Source organism: Succinivibrio faecicola, from assembly GCF_019448115.1.
Classification (GTDB): domain Bacteria; phylum Pseudomonadota; class Gammaproteobacteria; order Enterobacterales; family Succinivibrionaceae; genus Succinivibrio; species Succinivibrio faecicola.
In genome coordinates, this window is record NZ_JAGFNY010000010.1 from 21,072 (window position 1) to 39,426 (window position 18,355).

Genomic DNA, 18,355 nt, shown 5'->3' on the forward strand with positions numbered 1-18,355 from the left:
AATTTTTTTTAATTCTTGAATATATTATTGCAATAAAAGCTAATGCATTTATTAGATGAGTCAACACTGAAAAATAATCTATACTACCTAATAGAACGTGAATAGTAAAAAAGCGGTATAGAAAATGATAGATTCAAAAATAATAGATAATGCTGTAAATCAGGCAAGAAAAACCATGAATAATGGAGAAGGCGGTCCTTTTGGTGCAGCCATAATCACAAAAGACGGACAGATCTTTTATGCTTCAAATCAGGTTCTAAAAGAGCATGATCCTACAGCACATGCAGAGATTTGCTGTATTAGAAAAGCATGTAAGGCACTTAATACTCACGATCTGAGTGGTTGTATTCTATACACGACCTGTCAGCCTTGTCCTATGTGTCTGTCAGCAATCATATGGTCAAATATAAAAGAGATATGGTATGGCTGTAATGCAGATGATGCTGATAAGGCTGGATTTAGAGATGCTTTCATCTATGAGTATATTGAAAAGAAGTGCAAAGACAGTTGTGTTCTTAAAATAACACAGATAGACAGAGACAGAGCGAATGTACTTTTTGAAGAATACAAGAAAATGAGTGGAGAAATATACTAATACTGGAGTAAACCTATACAGATACAAAGAAGATCCAAACGGATCTTCTTTTGTCCTATGTTATTCATTTTTTAGGCTTAATGCGTAGTTGTACAGATCGTTTTTCTTCAGCCCTGTCAGTTTTGCAATTACCGCAGTAACCTGTTTTACAGGAGCAGTTCTGATAAGTTCACTGACTGCATCCTTAACATTTTCAGGGATATCAGTAATATCGTTTTTCAAAGATCCGATTGCTACAACAAATTCACCTTTTGTTCTATCAGGATCTTCTTTTAAAAATGCTGCGGCATCCTTTGCTTTGAGTCTGTAAAAAGACTCAAATGTTTTTGTCATTTCTCTACACAATGTAACATCATGCTCTGGAAGAATGCGGCCTACAACTTCCATTGTAGCGATGATTCTTCTTGGAGCTTCATAGAAAACACATGTATAGTCAGCATCTTTAAGAGAGCATACAGTTTCTTCAAGTTCCTTTTCCTTAACTGGGAAAAAGCCTCTGAACATGAATTTATCTGTTGGAAGAGCACTGGCCTCTAAAGCTGTAATCAGTGCACAAGGTCCTGGAAGTGGCACAACTTTAACATCAGCCTTTGCACAATGAGTAACGACCTTATATCCAGGATCGTTAATTAGCGGAGAGCCTGCATCTGAGATAAGCGCAACAATACCACCGTTTTTCACCTCACTGATGATAATCTGTGCTTTCTCTTCCTCATTATGATCATGACAGCTGATCATTTTCTTTGAACTTATGCCAAGCTTGTCTAAGAGAATCTTTGAATGTCTTGTGTCTTCTGCTGCAATTAAGGTTGCATTCTTTAGAACATCGATTGCTCTTAAGGTTATATCATCAAGATTTCCAATAGGAGTTGGAACAATATAAAGTGCACTTTCCATAACTGATACCGTAATTGATCTTACTGATACGATCATACTTTTTTATGAGGATTTTGCAAATGTAGTTTTTTTTGCAAAGACAGTTTGTTTTAAACAGGTACAAAAAAAATGGAAACAAAAATTATGAATTTTTGGTCAAGTCACGTTTTTGTAAATATCTTCCTAATTCTTAGCTAATTATATTTGTGTAAGGAAAATTTCTTTTAATTTTAAGAAATTAGCTTAAAAAATTGTATAAAAATGGGATCTTTATCTAGTATATTCTTAGCAATAACTTATTGAAATATAATATATTTTCTTTTTAAATCCGTCTTTTAAAACTTGAATTTTAGCTGTCTTATCTGTAAACTTATGGGAAAAAGTGGTAAAAGGTGGCATATAGTGTACCTTTAGGTTTGGCTTCATATGGATGACGGTGTATTTTTTTGCGGAACAACAGAAATATCTTTAGATTCTAAAGGTAGACTTGCTGTGCCTGCAAGATACAGAAAATGCATTCAGGAAAATAATGAAGGTCAGCTGGTTGTCACCAGATCCCTTTTTGACAGATGTCTTTGGCTCTACAGAAAAGAACAGTTTGATGAGGTTACAGAATCCTTAGGCTCCTTACCAGTTCTAAGTGATCCAATATGCAGAACAATACAGCGAGTAATATTAGGATCAGCAGTGTATCTGCAACTTGATTCTCAAGGCAGAATTCTGCTACCTCAAGAATTGAGAGCACTTTGTGGCATTGAAAAGAAAGTATTTTTAATTGGTTTGAACAATAAGTTCGAAATCAGGTCTGAAGAGAACTTTAAAGCATGTATTGCTGAGGATGAGAACAAGCTTAAAGCTGAACTTTCATCTCTTGAGACTCACAGCGTATTATCCGATCTCAGGTTGTAACGATGGCATTTTCACATATTCCGGTTTTATTAAATGAAGTCCTTGAAAACATGAGAATCAAGGCTGATGGAATATATGTGGATGCAACATTCGGTAGAGGTGGACATTCAAAAGAAATACTAAAAAGATTAAATGAAAATGGAAGACTGTATGCCCTTGATCGTGATTTGACAGCAATAGAGGCTGCAGGAAACATAAAGGATGAACGTTTTTGTATCACCCACAGTCCGTTTTCTAGAATTAAAGAGGTATGTGAAGATCTTGGTATAGCAGGAAAAGTTGACGGTATTCTTATGGATATCGGAGTGTCATCTCCACAAATTGATGATCCTTCAAGAGGATTCTCATTTGAAAAGGATGGTCCGCTTGATATGCGTATGGACACGACCGCAAAACTTGATGCTAAAACCATTGTAAACACCTATTCAAAGCAGGATCTCTCCTATATTTTTAAGGTATACGGAGAGGAAAATTTTGCATCTAAGGTAGCCTCTGCAATTGTCCGCGAACGAGACAGAAAACCGTTTGAAACAACTCTTGAGTTATCAGAGTTTATAAAAAAGGTGATTGGTGGAAAGCCAACACCAAAACATAAAGCAACCCGTTGCTTCCAGGCTCTTCGCATAGCAGTAAATGCAGAGCTTGATGAATTAAAAACTGCATTAGAAAACAGCATTGATGTTCTAAATGATGAAGGTAGGTTATGTGTGATTTCCTTCCATTCATTAGAGGACAGAATTGTAAAAACATTTATAAAAGATAAGTCTCAGGGGCAGAAGGTTCCAAACGGATTACCTCTGACTTTTGAAGAAACAGAAAAAATGAGACTAGCTACAGCAAAAGTGGAGCCAGTAGGAGGAGCCATTAAGGCAACTTCAGAGGAAATATCTGCCAATGTCCGATCACGCAGTGCAACCTTGCGTGTCTGTCAGAGGCTTAAGAGGCTTCAATAAATATGCAAAATTCAACTGCACTTAGAATAAACAGTACTCAACCAGTTGCAGGTAAAGACAAGGATGGTCAGTCTCAAAGACCACAGTTTGGTCGTAGGGCGAATCCTGATATTAAACCTGTTGTTCCTCAGGTAAACAGCCCTGAGGTTGAAACTCGTGTAGATGTTGAACAGATTATTCATGTAAGTGCGCCTTCATTGTCTTTCAATACAGATAATGAAGTATCTTTGATTAGCTACGCATCTTTTCATCCTGAAAAGCAGATTAAATCTCCTAAGATTTTAAAGGAAGTATTTAAGGAATTTTCTAGAAATTTTGTAGCTTACGCTTTAATTATTGCTGTATCAGCTGTTTCAGTAATAAAAGTACATCAGGTTCAAAGAACTCGTGATCTTACAATTCAATATAATGAGGTCAAGCGTTATAATGATACCCTGATGAGAGAGCAGCTGAATCTTCTTGCAACAAGAGAAAACTATACAGAGTATTCGATCATCAGAAACAGAGCAATAAACAAGCTTGGTATGGTTGCAGTTAAGACAGAAGACGAAACAGTAATAGATTTAAGATAGCATGTCACTTATAGAGACCAAATCTGGAAAACTACAGTTAGGTACATTCAGAAAAGCAATAATATGGGGCGTTATAGCGTCCCTATTTGCGTATTTAATAGGCCATCTTTTCTACATGCAGGTTTATGCGCCTGATCGTCTTATCCAGGAAGGCAATAACAGAGTTGTACGTCATTACTCCTATGAACCACCTCGCGGATATATCGTTGATAGAAACGGAAAAATTCTTGCACTTTCAATTCCTGTAAAGGAAGTGAATGCCGATCCGAAAAAACTTCATGAATCTGGTGTTTATCAGGATAAGGCTGCTATGAATCAGCTTGCATCCTTACTCGATATTGATATTAAAGTTCTTTACAAGAAAACCAAAAATCCAAAAAAGAGGTTTGTAAATTTAAAGCATTATCTTGATTTTGATAAAGCTTCATCTGTCAAAGCCATATGCCCAGAAGGTCTCATACTAGTTGATACCTATAAAAGATATTATCCAACCGGTAAAGTGAATGCTCCACTTGTTGGAATTTTAAACGGTGAGGGGGCTGGTATTTATGGCGTGGAGCAGAGCTTTAATTCCTATCTGTCATCTCATGCTCAGTTGGATAAGGCAAATAAGGATAGATACAATCATATCGTAGAGAATCTTGGTACCGTTCAGAAAGGTAATCAGGGTGGCAATCTCATTTTAAGTGTGGATCAAAGACTTCAGGATCTTGCATATCAGAAACTTGAAGAAGCTGTTACAAGCAATGAGGCTGACAGTGGATGTGCTGTTTTGGTTGATGTAAAAACAGGTGAAGTTCTGGCTATGGTTACATCACCTTCTTTTGATCCTAATGATAGAACTCATTTTGATAGCAATAATGCAAAAAACAGAACCATTACAGATACATTTGAGCCAGGTTCAACTCTAAAACCAATAGTTGCACTTGCAGCTCTTGAATCAAAGGCTACAAGCTGGAATGAGGTTTTTGATACAAGACCATTTATCGTAGATGGTAAGACTGTACGTGACTCTCATGCAATGCAGAGCGGAACTTTAAAGGATATCATTCAGTATTCATCAAATACCGGTATGGCAAGACTTTCTATGAGAATAGGACCTCATAAAGTACTTAAGATGGTGGAAAATTTTGGTTTTGGCCATAAGTCAGGAACATATCTTGCAGGCGAAAGCTCTGGAAAACTTAATGCAAACAGATCGTTTTGGTCAAAAATTGATGAAGCTACATTGGGTTTTGGTTATGGTATTTCTGTTACAACAGCACAGTTAGCCTCGGCATATGCAACATTAGCATCAGGCGGTTACAGAAGACCTATCTCTGTATTAAAAACGATAAAACCTCAAGAAGGGGCTCAGATAGTAAATCACCGTCAGATAAAATATATGATGAATGCCCTGGAGACTGTAGTTTCAGAAGGCACAGGTGGAAAGGCTGCTATTGAAAGATATAGAGTAGCAGGTAAAACAGGCACAGCAAAGATTGCAAAATCTGGAGGATACTCTAACGAGTATGTTTCAACATTCGCAGGTTTTGCACCAATCTCCGATCCAAGATTTGCGCTTGTTGTAGTTATTTCTGCACCAAAGGCAGGTCAGTTCTACGGTGGTGTGGTTTCAGGCCCGGTATTCAGAGATGTGATGTCACATGCTCTTCAGATTTATAATATAAAACCTGACAGACAGATAGAAAATTCTCAGCAGTAGGAAAATATGAAAAAATTAGCTGATTTATATAAGTTTTTTGGCAAGACTCCAGAAAATGAGGATGTCTCTGTTGAATTGAATAATCTTGAGATGGATTCAAGACAGATAAAAAAGAATGATGTCTTTGTAGCAGTAAAGGGAACTAAGGTTAATGCCCTTTCTTTTGCAAAAAAAGCTCAGGATTTAGGTGCGGCTGCTATAGTTATTGAGTATACAACAAGGATCCCGACATCATATTTAAAAGATGTAACCATTCCTCTGTTCATTATTCCAAAAAAGAGTTCTCTTGGTGATTTTGCTTCCTGGTTTTATGACGATCCTTCAGACAAGCTTGGCCTTATCGGTATAACAGGAACAAACGGAAAATCCACCATTACCACACTGATTTCGCAGTGGATTGAACTTGCAAACTATGGAAAGTGCGCTGTATTTGGAACATTAGGTTATGGTTTTTTACCTAATCTTAAAAAGAGCGCGAACACAACCATTGATTCTGTAAGACTTCAAAGAGCATTAAGGGATGTTGTAAATGAGCATGCAAGATTTGCAGCTCTTGAGGTATCTTCAATCGGTGTATGCGAAGGTCGTGTTGATTCAGTTCATTTCGTAGCCGGAGCATTTACAAATCTTACAAGAGATCATCTTGATTATCATAAGACCATGGAAAACTATGCAAAGGCAAAAGAAGATTTTCTGAAAATGGTTCCAAAACAGAATGTGATAATCAATATTGATAATGAACAGGGTAGAGCATATTCTCAGAATTTTCCTGGGTTTATAGCTTATTCTTGCAGTTCAGATTTCAATACATATTCAGAGCTTCTAGAATGCTCACGATATGTGTGGATAAGAAACATCAGTTACAAACCACATTCAATTCATCTGGAAATAGAGTCATCATTTGGTACAGGAGAATGTGAAATAGGTCTTCTGGGGCATTTTAATGTTGAAAATTTTGCCTGTGCCTTAGCAACTCTTTTATCTTTGGGATTTGATTTTGACAGACTGTTGCAGTCAGCATCAGATTTAAAACCAATTAAGGGCAGAATGGAGTGCTTTAGTGCACCTGGCAAGCCTCATGTAATTGTTGATTATGCACATACACCAGATGGTGTCGAGCAGGTATTAAGGGGTGTTAGGCAGCATTTCTCAAATGGCCTTGTCTATGTGGTTTTAGGTTGTGGTGGCGACAGAGACAAGGGAAAGCGTCCTATCATGGCTATCAAGGCATCTATCTATGCTGACAGAGCAGTATTTACATCAGATAACCCAAGAACGGAAGATCCAAAGGCAATATTGGATGATATGGCATTAGGTGTTGCTCAGGCTGATAATGTTGTAATGATTGAAGACAGAGAAAAGGCAATTGAATACGCCTTTAGCAAGGCAACAGAGAATGACTGTATTGTGATTGCCGGAAAAGGTCATGAGGATTATCAGATTTTTAAGGATAAAACCATTCACTTTTCTGATAGGGAAATAGCCTGCAGATTATTAGGAGTCAAGTGTGATTAGTTTTTCATTATCAGAACTGTGTATTTTTGCTAACTACAAACTTAGTGGCGAAGACAAGCAAATCAATAAAGTAAGTACAGATTCTCGTGACTGTAAGGATGCACTTTTTGTTGCTCTTGCAGGCGAGCGTTTTGATGGACATGATTTTATTGCAAAGGCTATAGAAAATGGAGCTGTTGCAGTTTTATGTTCAAAGGTTGCAAATAACTTACCAAATGGTATCAGTGCTGTTCTTTGTGATGACACACAAAAGGCACTAGGTTACTGTTCATATCTTGTAAGACGTAAATTCAAAGGTACCATTGCATCACTTACAGGTTCATGCGGTAAAACCACAGTAAAGGAATTTACCAATTCAATTCTGTCAGAAAATGGCAACAGCATGTGCACTTTTGGTAACTTCAACAATGATATTGGTGTGCCATTAACTCTTTTAAGACTTGATAACACCTATGATTTTGCAGTTGTAGAGCAGGGAGCATCTCATCTTTATGATATTGCTCATACATGTGAGTTTTTAAAAGCTGATACAGCCCTTATCAACAATGTAGGTTCAGCTCACATTGAAGGATTTGGCTCTCAAGATGGTGTATATCATGGCAAGTCAGAAATTCTTGATGATGTTTTATCAAGAGGTAAAAAAGCAGTAGTACCATCGGATTCACCTTATGCTGACAGATGGCGTTCAGACTTTGCAGCGGCTTTCAGATCAGGAAATCTTCTGACATTTGGAACAAATGACAATGATTTTGTGAAGGTAAGTTCCATCAAGCAGAATGAGGATTCTCTGTGTTTTGATATTACAACACAAGAGAGCTCCTTTAGCACAACAATGAATGTTATAGGTCTGCACAATGCCTATAATGCAGCTGCAGCCTGTGCTCTTTCACTTATTTCAGGTGCTAAGGATAGAACTTTAAAAACAGGTCTTGAAAAAGCATCTTCTCTTAAAGGCAGACTTACTGTTACAAATCATGCAAATATGACAGTAATAGATGATGCCTATAATGCAAGCTACAACGCAGTAATTGCCGGTATTGATACTTTAAGTGCCTATAAGGGGCATAGAGTACTTGTTTTTGGTGATATGGGTGAGCTAGGTGACAGTGCTGTAAGTTTGCATGAAAAGGTAGGCGAGCATGCTTTGACAAAGGTGGATGAAATTCTGTGTGTAGGAGAACTTTCAAAAAGCACTTGTTCTATAGCAAAACAGATATCAAAACATTTTAAAACCCGAGAAGATCTCGTAAAATATGCACTCACTCTAATAGGCAGATATGAGCATGTGACTTTCCTTGTAAAAGGCTCTCATAGTATGCATATGGATGAAATCGTAGAGAGAATAAATAAATCAGGAGAGAGAACATGCTAGTTCTTTTATCACAGTATCTTGATGAGTATGTCCCATCATTCAGAGTTTTTGACTATTTAACATTCAGAGCTGTAATGTCACTGTTTACAGCTTTAGTAATTTCATTATGCTTTGGACCATATCTGATTAAAAAGCTACAGCTTCTGCATTTTGGTCAGGTAGTAAGAGATGACGGCCCTCAGTCTCATCTTTCAAAAAACGGAACTCCAACAATGGGCGGTGTTCTTATCGTAGGTTCAATAGCAGTTTCAATGCTCCTGTGGTGCCATCTTGATAATACATATGTATGGTATATTCTTGCCACACTTATAGGCTATGCGGCAATTGGTTTTTCAGATGATTATCTGAAAGTTGTTCGCCACGATCCTCATGGACTTAGAGCAAAGTACAAGTACTTCTGGCAGTCAGCTATTGCAATTATTCTTGCATGCTGTATTTACGGCGGTGCAAAGAGTTCTGCTGAAACCACTTTCGTAATACCTTTCTTTAAGGATTTTATGCCTGATTTAGGCTTTATCCTTATTCCTCTTGCCTATTTTGTGCTTACAGGTTCATCAAATGCGGTTAACCTGACAGACGGTCTTGACGGTCTTGCAATTATTACAACAATTACCGTTGCAACAGGACTTGGTATTGTTGCATGGGCAACTTCCAATGCAAACTTTGCAAATTATCTGTATATTCCTTATGTACCAAATGCAACTGAAGTGACAATCGCATGTACAGCAATTGTTGGTGCAGGTTTAGGCTTCCTTTGGTACAACTCATATCCAGCACAGGTATTCATGGGCGATGTAGGTTCATTATCATTAGGTGCTGTTTTAGGTATGATTGCAGTTCTCATCCGTCAGGAAATTCTGCTTTTCATTATGGGCGGTATCTTTGTTTTAGAAACTATTTCTGTAATGCTTCAGGTTGGTTCATACAAGATGAGAGGCAAGCGTATTTTCAGAATGGCTCCTATTCATCATCACTTTGAAAAGGGTGGCTGGCCAGAGCCAAGAGTTATGGCAAGATTCTGGATCATCACAATCGTACTTGTTTTATTAGGCCTTGTAACTCTCAAACTCAGATAAAAAATGAAGGCTATTATGGACACATCATTAAATCAGAAAAAAGTTGCTGTTGTTGGACTTGGAATGTCCAACATTTCTGTTATCAGATATCTGATAAAGCATGATCTCAAAAAGTTTACAGCTTTTGACACAAGACAGAATCCTCCACATATTTCAGATCTGCCTGTAGGTATCGATCTGCATTTAGGTCCTCTGGATAAAGAGGTTCTTGCTACTTATGACATGGTTGTAATAGGACCTGGTATAAGTATCTATCAAGAAGAGATAGCTTATGCAAAGAGCTGTGGTGTTGAAATTGTAGGTGATATTGAACTGTTTGCTAGAGTAGCTAAGGCTCCAATTGTTGGTATCACAGGTTCAAACGGTAAATCAACGGTTACATCTCTTGTTGCTTACATGGCAAATGTAGCAAACATCAAGGTTGGTCTTGGTGGAAATATTGGTATTCCTGTTTTTGACATTCTCTCTGATGATATCGAACTTTATGTTCTTGAACTATCAAGTTTCGAGCTTGAAACATGCGTATCTTTAAAGCTAAAGGCTGCAACCATCCTTAACGTATCAGAGGATCATCTTGATCGTTATCATGGTTCCATTGAAGAGTATGCAATGGCAAAGCAGGTTGCATACCACAACGCACAGAATATCATCATCAACAGACAGGATGAAAGAACAAAGCCAATTTTAAAAGGCGATTACAAGATCAAATCATTTGGCTCTGACTACAAGGAGTATGGTCTTGAAAAAACTATTTTTGCAACATATCTGACTGTTGATTCAAAACGAATCTTAAATGTTAATGAACTTAAGATTTATGGCGAGCACAATTACCTGAATGCACTTGCTTGTATGGCTTTAGCTGACAGTGTTGGAATTGACAGAAAAGCTCAGGTAGAAGCTTTAAGAACATTCACAGGTCTTCCTCACAGATGCCAGCTTGTAAAAGTTTTAAATGACGTAAGCTACTACAATGATTCAAAAGCTACAAATGTTGCATCAACAGAGGCTGCTATTGCAGGTCTTCGTGACCTACACAAGAATGGAATTATTCTGTTAGCTGGTGGTCTTGGTAAAGGGCAGGATTTTACTCCTCTAAAGAAATATCTTGGTAAAGAGATAAGCAAGGTATTCTGTTTTGGAAAAGACAAACAGCAGATCCTTGATTTAAGTTCAGAGTACTGCATCAATGTTGAAACAATGCAGGAGGCTCTAAACAGAAGCAAGGAGATTGCAAGATCTGGTCAGGCTGTGCTCCTATCACCTGCATGTGCATCTTTTGATCAGTTCAAAGGATTTGAACACAGAGGGCAGGTTTTTGTTGAGCTGGTTTCATCACTAGAGTCTTAAGAGGATCTTTTATGGCAATAAAGAGCAGATCAAGTTTTGACAGAGTTATCCTGGTTGATGCTCTTATTCTGATCTGTGTTGGCATTATTGCAATAAGTTCTGCATCTATCATGGAATCAATGATGAAATACGGCGATTCCATGTTTCAGATGAAAAAGCATCTTATATCTGTTGTAATGTCAGTTGTTCTAGCTCTCATTGCACTTACTGTGCAGACAGATTTTTACAAAAAGGCCGCTCCGTACCTTTTTATTCTTGCAATAGTTATGATGATCATGACCTGCATATTCGGTCGAGAAATCAATGGTGCTAAACGATGGTTGTCTTTAGGTTTCATGAATGCTCAACCGTCTGAATTTTTAAAACTGTTTTGGATCCTTTATTTCTCAAGTTTTATTGCAAAAAGAGTAAAAAAGCTATCCGACCCTTTTAAAAAGTTTCTGTCAGATTTTAGTGTTATTCCTGCACTTTTTATAGGAACAATGCTGGGTCTTTGTTATTTGCAGTCTGATCTTGGCTCTGCAACAGTAATTTTGGTTATTACAACAGCAGTATTGTTTGCTGCAGGCCTTGGTCTTAACAAGATGTTTGTTTTCGGTGGCATCGGTGCTGCTGTTTTTGCTCTATTCGTTTTGCCATCTGACTACAGAATGAAAAGAATCACAGCCTTTTTGGATCCATGGAAGGATTCTCAAGGATCTGGATATCAGCTTACTCAGTCACTTATGGCATACGGAAGAGGCGGACTTTTCGGTGAAGGCCTTGGTAACTCTTATCAGAAACTTGGATATATCCCAGAGGCTCATACTGATTTTATTACTGCTGTAATCGGTGAAGAGCTTGGCTTCATCGGTGTGGTAATTCTTATTGCACTTGAGCTGATACTGGTATACAAGGCAATCAGCATTGCATTTAAAATCCTTGGGAACAATGTATGTTTTGAAGGATATGTCGCTTTAGGTATTGGTATATGGTTTTCTCTTCAGACCTTTATCAATGTTGGTGCAGCAACTGCAGCTATCCCAACTAAAGGTCTGACTTTGCCGCTTGTAAGTTATGGTGGCTCATCCTTGATGGTCTGCTCCATAGCTGTAGCTATTTTGCTGCGCATAGACTATCAGTGGAAGTTAGGATTAATTGGAGATGAGAAAATAAATGGAGCTTAAAAGAGTTTTAATAATGGCAGGTGGAACAGGTGGACATGTGTTTCCTGCTCTTGCTATTGCCAAAAAACTTATGGATGAAGGTTGTCAGATCCTATGGCTTGGAACAAGAGGCAGAATGGAAGAACAGCTTGTTCCTAAATACGGCATTGATATTGAATATATCGATGTAAAGGGAATTAGAAAAAATGGAGTAAGAACAAAGTTATCTGCTCCTTTTATGGTTTTAAAGGCTGTACTTCAGGCAAAGAGGGTAATCAAAAAATTCAGACCTCAAGTTGTGCTTGGCATGGGTGGCTATGCCTCAGGTCCTGGTGGTGTTGCAGCCTATTTACAAGGCATTCCTGTAGTATTGCATGAGCAGAATGCAAAGGCTGGACTTACAAACCGTCTTTTATTCAAGATTGCAAAGCGGGCTTTATTAGGTTTCCCCGGTGCTTTTACTGGAAGTAAGGTTACTGTTGTTGGAAATCCTGTAAGAGAGAGTATTGTAAAACTCAATGAGCTTGTAAGAGATTTCACTTTAAATCCTCTTAAGATTTCCATTATCGGAGGTTCTCTTGGTGCAAGAGCACTCAACGAGATTGTGCCTGAGGCTTTAATGAATTTCAAATCAGATTCAATTAAGGTTGTTCATCAGTGCGGAAAAGGAAATTCTGAAAATGTGAAAAAAGCTTATCAGAAAGCAGCATTTGACGTAAGTGTAAGTGATTTTGTTGATGATATGGATGACCTTTATAAGAATACAGATCTTATTATCTGTCGAGCAGGTGCACTTACAGTTGCTGAGGTTACATGCGCAGGTGTTCCTGCCATATTTGTGCCACTTCCAACAGCAGTTGATGATCATCAGTACAAGAATGCAAGCTTCGTTCAGAAAGAAGGTGGTGCTGTAATTTTCAGACAGCACGAACTGACATCAGAGATTCTGTTCAATACAATAAATGATTTGAATAATAACAGAGCAAAACTCGAGCAAATGTCTCAAAACGCAAAACACTGTGCAAAACTCAATGCAACAGAAAAAGCAGTAGAAATTATAAAAGAGTTAGTTTGATAACATGAATACACATACAGAATTATATAACGTGCCATTGATGCACAAAGTAAAGAGAATTCATTTTGTAGGTATCGGCGGTGCCGGTATGTGCGGTATTGCTGAGGTTCTTCGAAACGAAGGTTATGCTGTATCTGGTTCTGATATTGCAGACAGCAAAGTTACACAGCGTCTTAAATCTCTTGGTATTGAGGTATTTATCGGTCATAAGAAATCAAATGTCGATGGTGCTTCTGTAGTTGTAGTTTCATCTGCAATTCACAAAGGAAATCCTGAGGTTGATGCTGCAATTGAACAGCATATTCCTGTAGTAAGAAGAGCTGAAATGCTAGGTGAACTTATGCGCTACCGCTACGGTATTGCTGTTTCAGGAACACATGGCAAGACAACCACAACAAGTCTTATTGCATCTATTTATGCACAGGCAAAACTTGATCCAACCTTTGTTATCGGTGGTCTTTTAAATTCAGCTGGCACCAATGCACGTCTTGGTACTGGAAGATATCTTATTGCAGAGGCTGATGAATCTGATGCATCATTCTTGCATCTTCAGCCAATGATGACTGTTGTAACCAACATAGAAGCTGATCATCTTTCAACCTATGGAGGTGATTTTAACAACCTTGTTAAGACATTTGTTGAATTCCTGCACAACCTTCCATTCTATGGTGTTGCAGTAGTATGCATTGATGATCCAAATGTAAGAAAGATCATTCCTGATATTGGAAGAACAGTTGTTACCTATGGTGAGTCAGAGGATGCAGATTTTAGAGTGACAAACTTTAAAGAAAGCGGTCCACAGTCTACATTCACCATTGTAAGAAAGAACGGACCTTCACTTGATATTACACTTCCTGTTCCTGGTATTCATATGGCAAAGAACGCTGCTGCAGCTGTTGCAGTTGCAATAGAAGAAGGTATCAGCGAGCAAGTGATTATTGATGCTCTCAAGGGCTTCAAGGGGGTTGGCAGAAGATTTCAGAATTATGGTGATTTCATCAATAAATCAGGAAATCACCTTACTCTTGTTGATGATTACGGTCATCATCCAACAGAGGTTCTTGCAACAATCAAGGCTGCAAGACTTGCATATCCTGAAAAAGAGCTTGTTATGGTATTCCAGCCTCATCGTTATACAAGAACAAGAGATCTATATGAAGACTTTGTAAAGATCCTTCAGGAAGTGGATAAACTGATTTTAGTTGAAGTATATCCTGCAGGTGAAGAGCCAATCAATGGTGCTGATGGCAGACATCTTTGCATGTCAATAAGACTTCAGGGTAAAATCGAGCCTCATTTTGTTGAGACTGTAGATGAGGTTCCTGAACTTTTAGAGCGCATTGTTTCTGACGGATCACTTGTGATTACCCAGGGTGCAGGTAATGTGGTTCAGGTTGCAAGAAATCTGAGCAATATCTGGCAGAAAGCATAGTTGTAAGGATTAAAAATGCAGCCAAAGAGGAAAAAAGCACTGTATGTGATATTAGGAATCGTATTCTTGATATTCATAAGCTTTTTACTCTTTAAAGGTGATCAGCTCATAGGCTCATTTTTGTACAATTCAAATGCACTTCCTGTAAGGGCGGTGCATATTGATGGTGTGCTCACTCAGGTTACAAAAAAACAGATTGCAGATATTACAGGCAAAGTCTGTGGTGAAAGAAATATCGCAACCTGTCCTGTAAACGAGCTTAAAAACGAGATCATGAAAGAGCCTTGGATTGCACAGGTGGCAGTAGCAAAACAGATGCCTGATACTATCAAAGTGGCTATTGTTGAGCACGTCCCTTTTGCAATCTGGAATGACAACGGACTTTATGATGCAAAAACAAAGAGCATTTTTTATCCTGACATGTCATCTCTTCACAGAAATTTTGTGAAACTAGGCGCTTATTCTGATGATCTGTGTACAGAAGTCTATGAAACTGCTATAGCATTTGTAAGAAAATTAGATAATTCTCCATATCAGCTTGTTGAGCTAAGACTTGATAATGTCAGAAGTTATACAATTACTCTTGAAAATGGAGTAAGACTGATTATTGGTCGCGATAAAGATCAGGGAATAAAGCGCCTTGACCGATTTATTAGGGCATTTCCAAAAGCTGATGTTGATATAAATGATGTTGATTATATCGATTTAAGGTACGATGTGGGCTTTGCCATTGGCAGAAAATAATTATCAGGAAAGAGATAAAGATGTCGTTATTTAGCAAGAAACAGAATCAGTATCCGGTTGTTGCCTCAAACTCCGGCAATCAAATTTTTGCTCTTGATATCGGATCAAGAAAAATAAGACTTGTTTCAGGTATTGTCGACAATAATAACCTTACAATAACCGTAACCGGTTATCAGGAAATACAAAGTCGCGGTGTAAAAAATGGTACTGTAGCTGATCCTCAGTTGCTTGCAAACACAATTGCAGATCTGATTTCTACTTTCCAGCAGAAGTTCAATGTTGAGATTAAATCCATTGTGACTAATGTATGTGGCTGTTACATAAAATCAGGATCAGGTGAGGGGCAAACCACTGTTCAGAATAATCAGATAACTGCATTTGACAGAAATGCTGCAATCAAGGATGCACAGGATTCTGTAAGTAACATCAATCTCAATGAATACAGCATTGTTCATATCATTCCACAAGAATATGAATCTGGAAGTAACAAGAATCTGATTAATCCTATTGGCCTGTATGCAAGAAAACTGGTAGCAAAGGTTCATTTTATTGCCTGCAACAAGATCTATCTTAAGAATGTCGATATGATTATCAGAAATGTGTCAAATACAATTGAGTCCACCTCAATTGTGTTTGATGGTAATGCTGCTGCATCATTAGTGTTAAGCGATTCTGATAAGGAATTAGGCTGCCTATTGGTAGATATAGGTGCAAGTACAACAACCATCACTTTATTTGCAGAAAGAAACCAGAAACTATCTTTTGGAATCAGCGAGGGCGGTGACTTTATAACCAAGTATATTGCTTCATCACTTAGAATCGATATGCGTGAAGCTGAATATATCAAGATTAAATATGGACAGGCAAATCCAAAACGTCTTGAAAACAGCGATCAGGCATCAGATGATGTAATGTATGAATTAAGACAGACCAATCCATCTTTGCCGGTTATCAGCAGAACAGATCTTTCAAGGCTTATATCTCAGGCTGTATATGAAATGTTCACTTCAATACTGCGTGAGCTTGAGAATAAGATTGATAACAGGGAAAAGAACAAGATTAAGTATAAGTTAGATGCCGGCGTTGTACTAGTAGGCGGTGGTTCACATCTTAAAGATATAGCAAATCTTGTAGAATGGGTGATTTTCAAGAATAATGAAAGCAACAAGTACAGCCAAGTAAAGATTTCACCAAAGGCAAAACTAGGTTTACCAATCGGTGTAAAAGCCTATAACTCAGCCTTAGAGCGTCCAGAGGAATTAAATTATCCAGACAAGGCTGTAGCACTTGGAATAATCAGATCTCATATAGCCGATAATCCAAATCAGTTCTCTAAAACTGATGGAATTGGATACAGTTCAGGTCCAGGTATCGGTTCTAAGATAAATGCAATGAAAAACTGGATAAAAAGAGAAGTATTCTAATAGAATTTTTGAAATTTAGAATATTACGTGAGCTAACACCAAAATTTATCTACATTTACGGACAGTTATGGTAAATATTGGTATTATCAAAAAGATATTAAGTTAAAGTAGGGATAAAATGAGCGATTTTCGTATAGAACAGGTTGGAAATACTGACGAAACCAACACAATAAAGCAGAATCAGGATTGCGTGATCAGAGTATTGGGCATCGGCGGTGGTGGCTGTAATTCACTGCAGCACATGATTAATCAGACAATCAAAGGCGTTGAATTTATTGCCATTAATACTGATTCTCAGGCATTATCAAAGTCAACTTCACCATTAAAGGTTCAGATTGGTGTGAAGTTAACTAATGGTTTAGGTGCAGGCTGTGATCCAAACAAGGGTCGTAAGGCTGCAGAAGAAAGCCGTGAAGATATCAAGAAGTTAATTCAGGGTTCAGACATGGTTTTCATTACTGCAGGTATGGGTGGCGGTACCGGTACAGGTGCTACTCCTATCATTGCAGAAATTGCTAAGGAAACTGGTGCATTAACTGTTGCTGTTGTTACAAAACCATTCAAGTTTGAAGGTAAGCGCAAGATGGTTAATGCTGAATCTGGCATTACTGAGCTTTCAAAGCACGTTGATTCGCTGATTGTTATTGAAAACAACAATCTTTTAAAGAATTTAGGTGCAAATATTTCAATTATCAATGCATTCCAGGCTGCAAATGATATTCTTTTAAATGCTGTTCGTGGAATTACAGATTCTATTACAGATACTGGCTATATCAATCTTGATTTTGCTGATGTTGTAACTGTAATGCGTGGTCGTGGACATGCAGTAATCGGCAATGGTGTAGGTCAGGGTGCAAACTTCGTTCAGGATGCTGTTGATAGAGCAATTCATTCACCTCTTATCGAGCATGTTGATATCAAGTCAGCTGCAGGCTTACTTGCAAATATCAAGGTAAATCCAAACTTCCCAATTATGAAGTTTGAGGAGCTGTGTAATGCTGTTCAGGCATATGCAGATGAAGAAGCTGATTGCAAGATTGGTCTGTACTTTGATGATACTCTAACAGAGGATCAGGCCTCTATTACAATTCTGATTACAGGTATTAGTGCAACCGATCCTAATGTTGCAGCTAAGAAGAAATTCGGTATTCCTCCAACTGAAAGACAGTCTGTAAATCAGGTGGTACCACCTCAGAATACAACTGATTTCTTTGGTTCAATCGGAGCTCAGAATCAGAATATGACCCGTACTGATTCTTCAGTGATTTCAAGTACAGTAAATGATAGTCCATTCAGACAGCAGACCTCATATGCTCAGTCATTTACTTCATCTGACAGCAATACAGCTTTTAGAAGCACTGCAACTCAGACAAATGAGGTTGCTATTGATTCTTTCGGCCGTCAAAGTGCAAAAGAGCAGAATGATGACTTATGGGATCTGCCTCCAATTTTAAGATCAAAGTCTGAATAACAGATCCTTTTTACCGATTTAGATTTGGCCTGAAGCATTTGCTGTCAGGCCTTATTTTTGCAGATGATAAAAAATATCTTACGATAAATGATTATGTTTATACCACATAATAAAAAGTAAAAAGGATATATTATTAAAGTACCC

Annotated in this window: 16 protein-coding genes; 15 read left to right on the forward strand and 1 reads right to left on the reverse strand. The window is 37.9% G+C overall.

Annotated elements, in window-relative coordinates:
• Positions 1–124: 124 nt before the first annotated feature.
• A complete protein-coding gene (locus J5V48_RS04280; protein ID WP_219937326.1) occupies positions 125–595 on the forward strand; it encodes a nucleoside deaminase in 471 nt (156 codons plus the stop codon).
• 60 nt (positions 596–655) lie between these two features.
• Here J5V48_RS04280 and rsmI read toward each other — a convergent pair whose 3' ends face one another.
• A complete protein-coding gene (rsmI, locus tag J5V48_RS04285; RefSeq protein ID WP_219937327.1) occupies positions 656–1,492 on the reverse strand; it encodes a 16S rRNA (cytidine(1402)-2'-O)-methyltransferase in 837 nt (278 codons plus the stop codon).
• Positions 1,493–1,897: 405 nt separating this feature from the next.
• Here rsmI and mraZ point away from each other — a divergent pair, with 405 nt between their 5' ends.
• From mraZ to ftsZ, 14 genes are all read left to right on the forward strand, one after another.
• On the forward strand, positions 1,898–2,380 hold the full coding sequence (gene mraZ, locus J5V48_RS04290) for a division/cell wall cluster transcriptional repressor MraZ (protein WP_219937328.1): 483 nt from the start codon (positions 1,898–1,900) through the stop codon (positions 2,378–2,380).
• Positions 2,381–2,382: 2 nt separating this feature from the next.
• The gene (gene rsmH, locus J5V48_RS04295) at positions 2,383–3,333 is read left to right on the forward strand and encodes a 16S rRNA (cytosine(1402)-N(4))-methyltransferase RsmH (RefSeq protein ID WP_219937329.1); all 951 of its coding nucleotides are present in this window, start codon (positions 2,383–2,385) and stop codon (positions 3,331–3,333) included.
• A gap of 2 nt (positions 3,334–3,335) precedes the next feature.
• Positions 3,336–3,905 (forward strand): cell division protein FtsL, encoded by a 570-nt coding sequence (locus tag J5V48_RS04300; protein WP_219937330.1) that lies wholly within the window; start codon positions 3,336–3,338, stop codon positions 3,903–3,905.
• A 1-nt stretch (position 3,906) separates the two neighbouring features.
• The gene (locus J5V48_RS04305) at positions 3,907–5,610 is read left to right on the forward strand and encodes a peptidoglycan D,D-transpeptidase FtsI family protein (RefSeq protein ID WP_219937331.1); all 1,704 of its coding nucleotides are present in this window, start codon (positions 3,907–3,909) and stop codon (positions 5,608–5,610) included.
• A gap of 6 nt (positions 5,611–5,616) precedes the next feature.
• Complete coding sequence (locus J5V48_RS04310; protein WP_219937332.1) at positions 5,617–7,125, forward strand: UDP-N-acetylmuramoyl-L-alanyl-D-glutamate--2,6-diaminopimelate ligase; 1,509 nt, start codon at positions 5,617–5,619, stop codon at positions 7,123–7,125.
• Complete coding sequence (locus tag J5V48_RS04315) at positions 7,118–8,497, forward strand: UDP-N-acetylmuramoyl-tripeptide--D-alanyl-D-alanine ligase (protein WP_219937333.1); 1,380 nt, start codon at positions 7,118–7,120, stop codon at positions 8,495–8,497. Before J5V48_RS04310 ends, J5V48_RS04315 begins: the two co-directional genes overlap by 8 nt.
• Positions 8,491–9,573, forward strand: coding sequence for a phospho-N-acetylmuramoyl-pentapeptide-transferase (mraY, locus tag J5V48_RS04320; protein ID WP_219937334.1), 1,083 nt, complete (start codon positions 8,491–8,493; stop codon positions 9,571–9,573). The genes J5V48_RS04315 and mraY overlap by 7 nt, the downstream gene beginning before the upstream one ends.
• Before the next feature lie 15 nt (positions 9,574–9,588).
• Positions 9,589–10,920 (forward strand): UDP-N-acetylmuramoyl-L-alanine--D-glutamate ligase, encoded by a 1,332-nt coding sequence (gene murD, locus J5V48_RS04325; RefSeq protein WP_219937335.1) that lies wholly within the window; start codon positions 9,589–9,591, stop codon positions 10,918–10,920.
• Positions 10,921–10,931: 11 nt separating this feature from the next.
• On the forward strand, positions 10,932–12,086 hold the full coding sequence (gene ftsW / locus J5V48_RS04330) for a putative lipid II flippase FtsW (protein ID WP_219937336.1): 1,155 nt from the start codon (positions 10,932–10,934) through the stop codon (positions 12,084–12,086).
• Positions 12,076–13,140: an undecaprenyldiphospho-muramoylpentapeptide beta-N-acetylglucosaminyltransferase gene (gene murG / locus J5V48_RS04335; RefSeq protein ID WP_219937337.1), complete on the forward strand. Its 1,065-nt coding sequence runs from the start codon at positions 12,076–12,078 to the stop codon at positions 13,138–13,140. Before ftsW ends, murG begins: the two co-directional genes overlap by 11 nt.
• A gap of 4 nt (positions 13,141–13,144) precedes the next feature.
• Positions 13,145–14,572 carry a UDP-N-acetylmuramate--L-alanine ligase gene (murC, locus tag J5V48_RS04340; RefSeq protein ID WP_255557712.1) on the forward strand — a complete coding sequence of 476 codons (1,428 nt, stop codon included), beginning with the start codon at positions 13,145–13,147 and terminating at the stop codon, positions 14,570–14,572.
• A gap of 15 nt (positions 14,573–14,587) precedes the next feature.
• Positions 14,588–15,316 carry a cell division protein FtsQ/DivIB gene (locus J5V48_RS04345; RefSeq protein ID WP_219937339.1) on the forward strand — a complete coding sequence of 243 codons (729 nt, stop codon included), beginning with the start codon at positions 14,588–14,590 and terminating at the stop codon, positions 15,314–15,316.
• A gap of 20 nt (positions 15,317–15,336) precedes the next feature.
• Positions 15,337–16,740: a cell division protein FtsA gene (ftsA, locus tag J5V48_RS04350; RefSeq protein WP_219937340.1), complete on the forward strand. Its 1,404-nt coding sequence runs from the start codon at positions 15,337–15,339 to the stop codon at positions 16,738–16,740.
• Positions 16,741–16,858: 118 nt separating this feature from the next.
• Complete coding sequence (gene ftsZ, locus J5V48_RS04355) at positions 16,859–18,211, forward strand: cell division protein FtsZ (RefSeq protein WP_219937341.1); 1,353 nt, start codon at positions 16,859–16,861, stop codon at positions 18,209–18,211.
• Positions 18,212–18,355 lie beyond the last annotated feature (144 nt).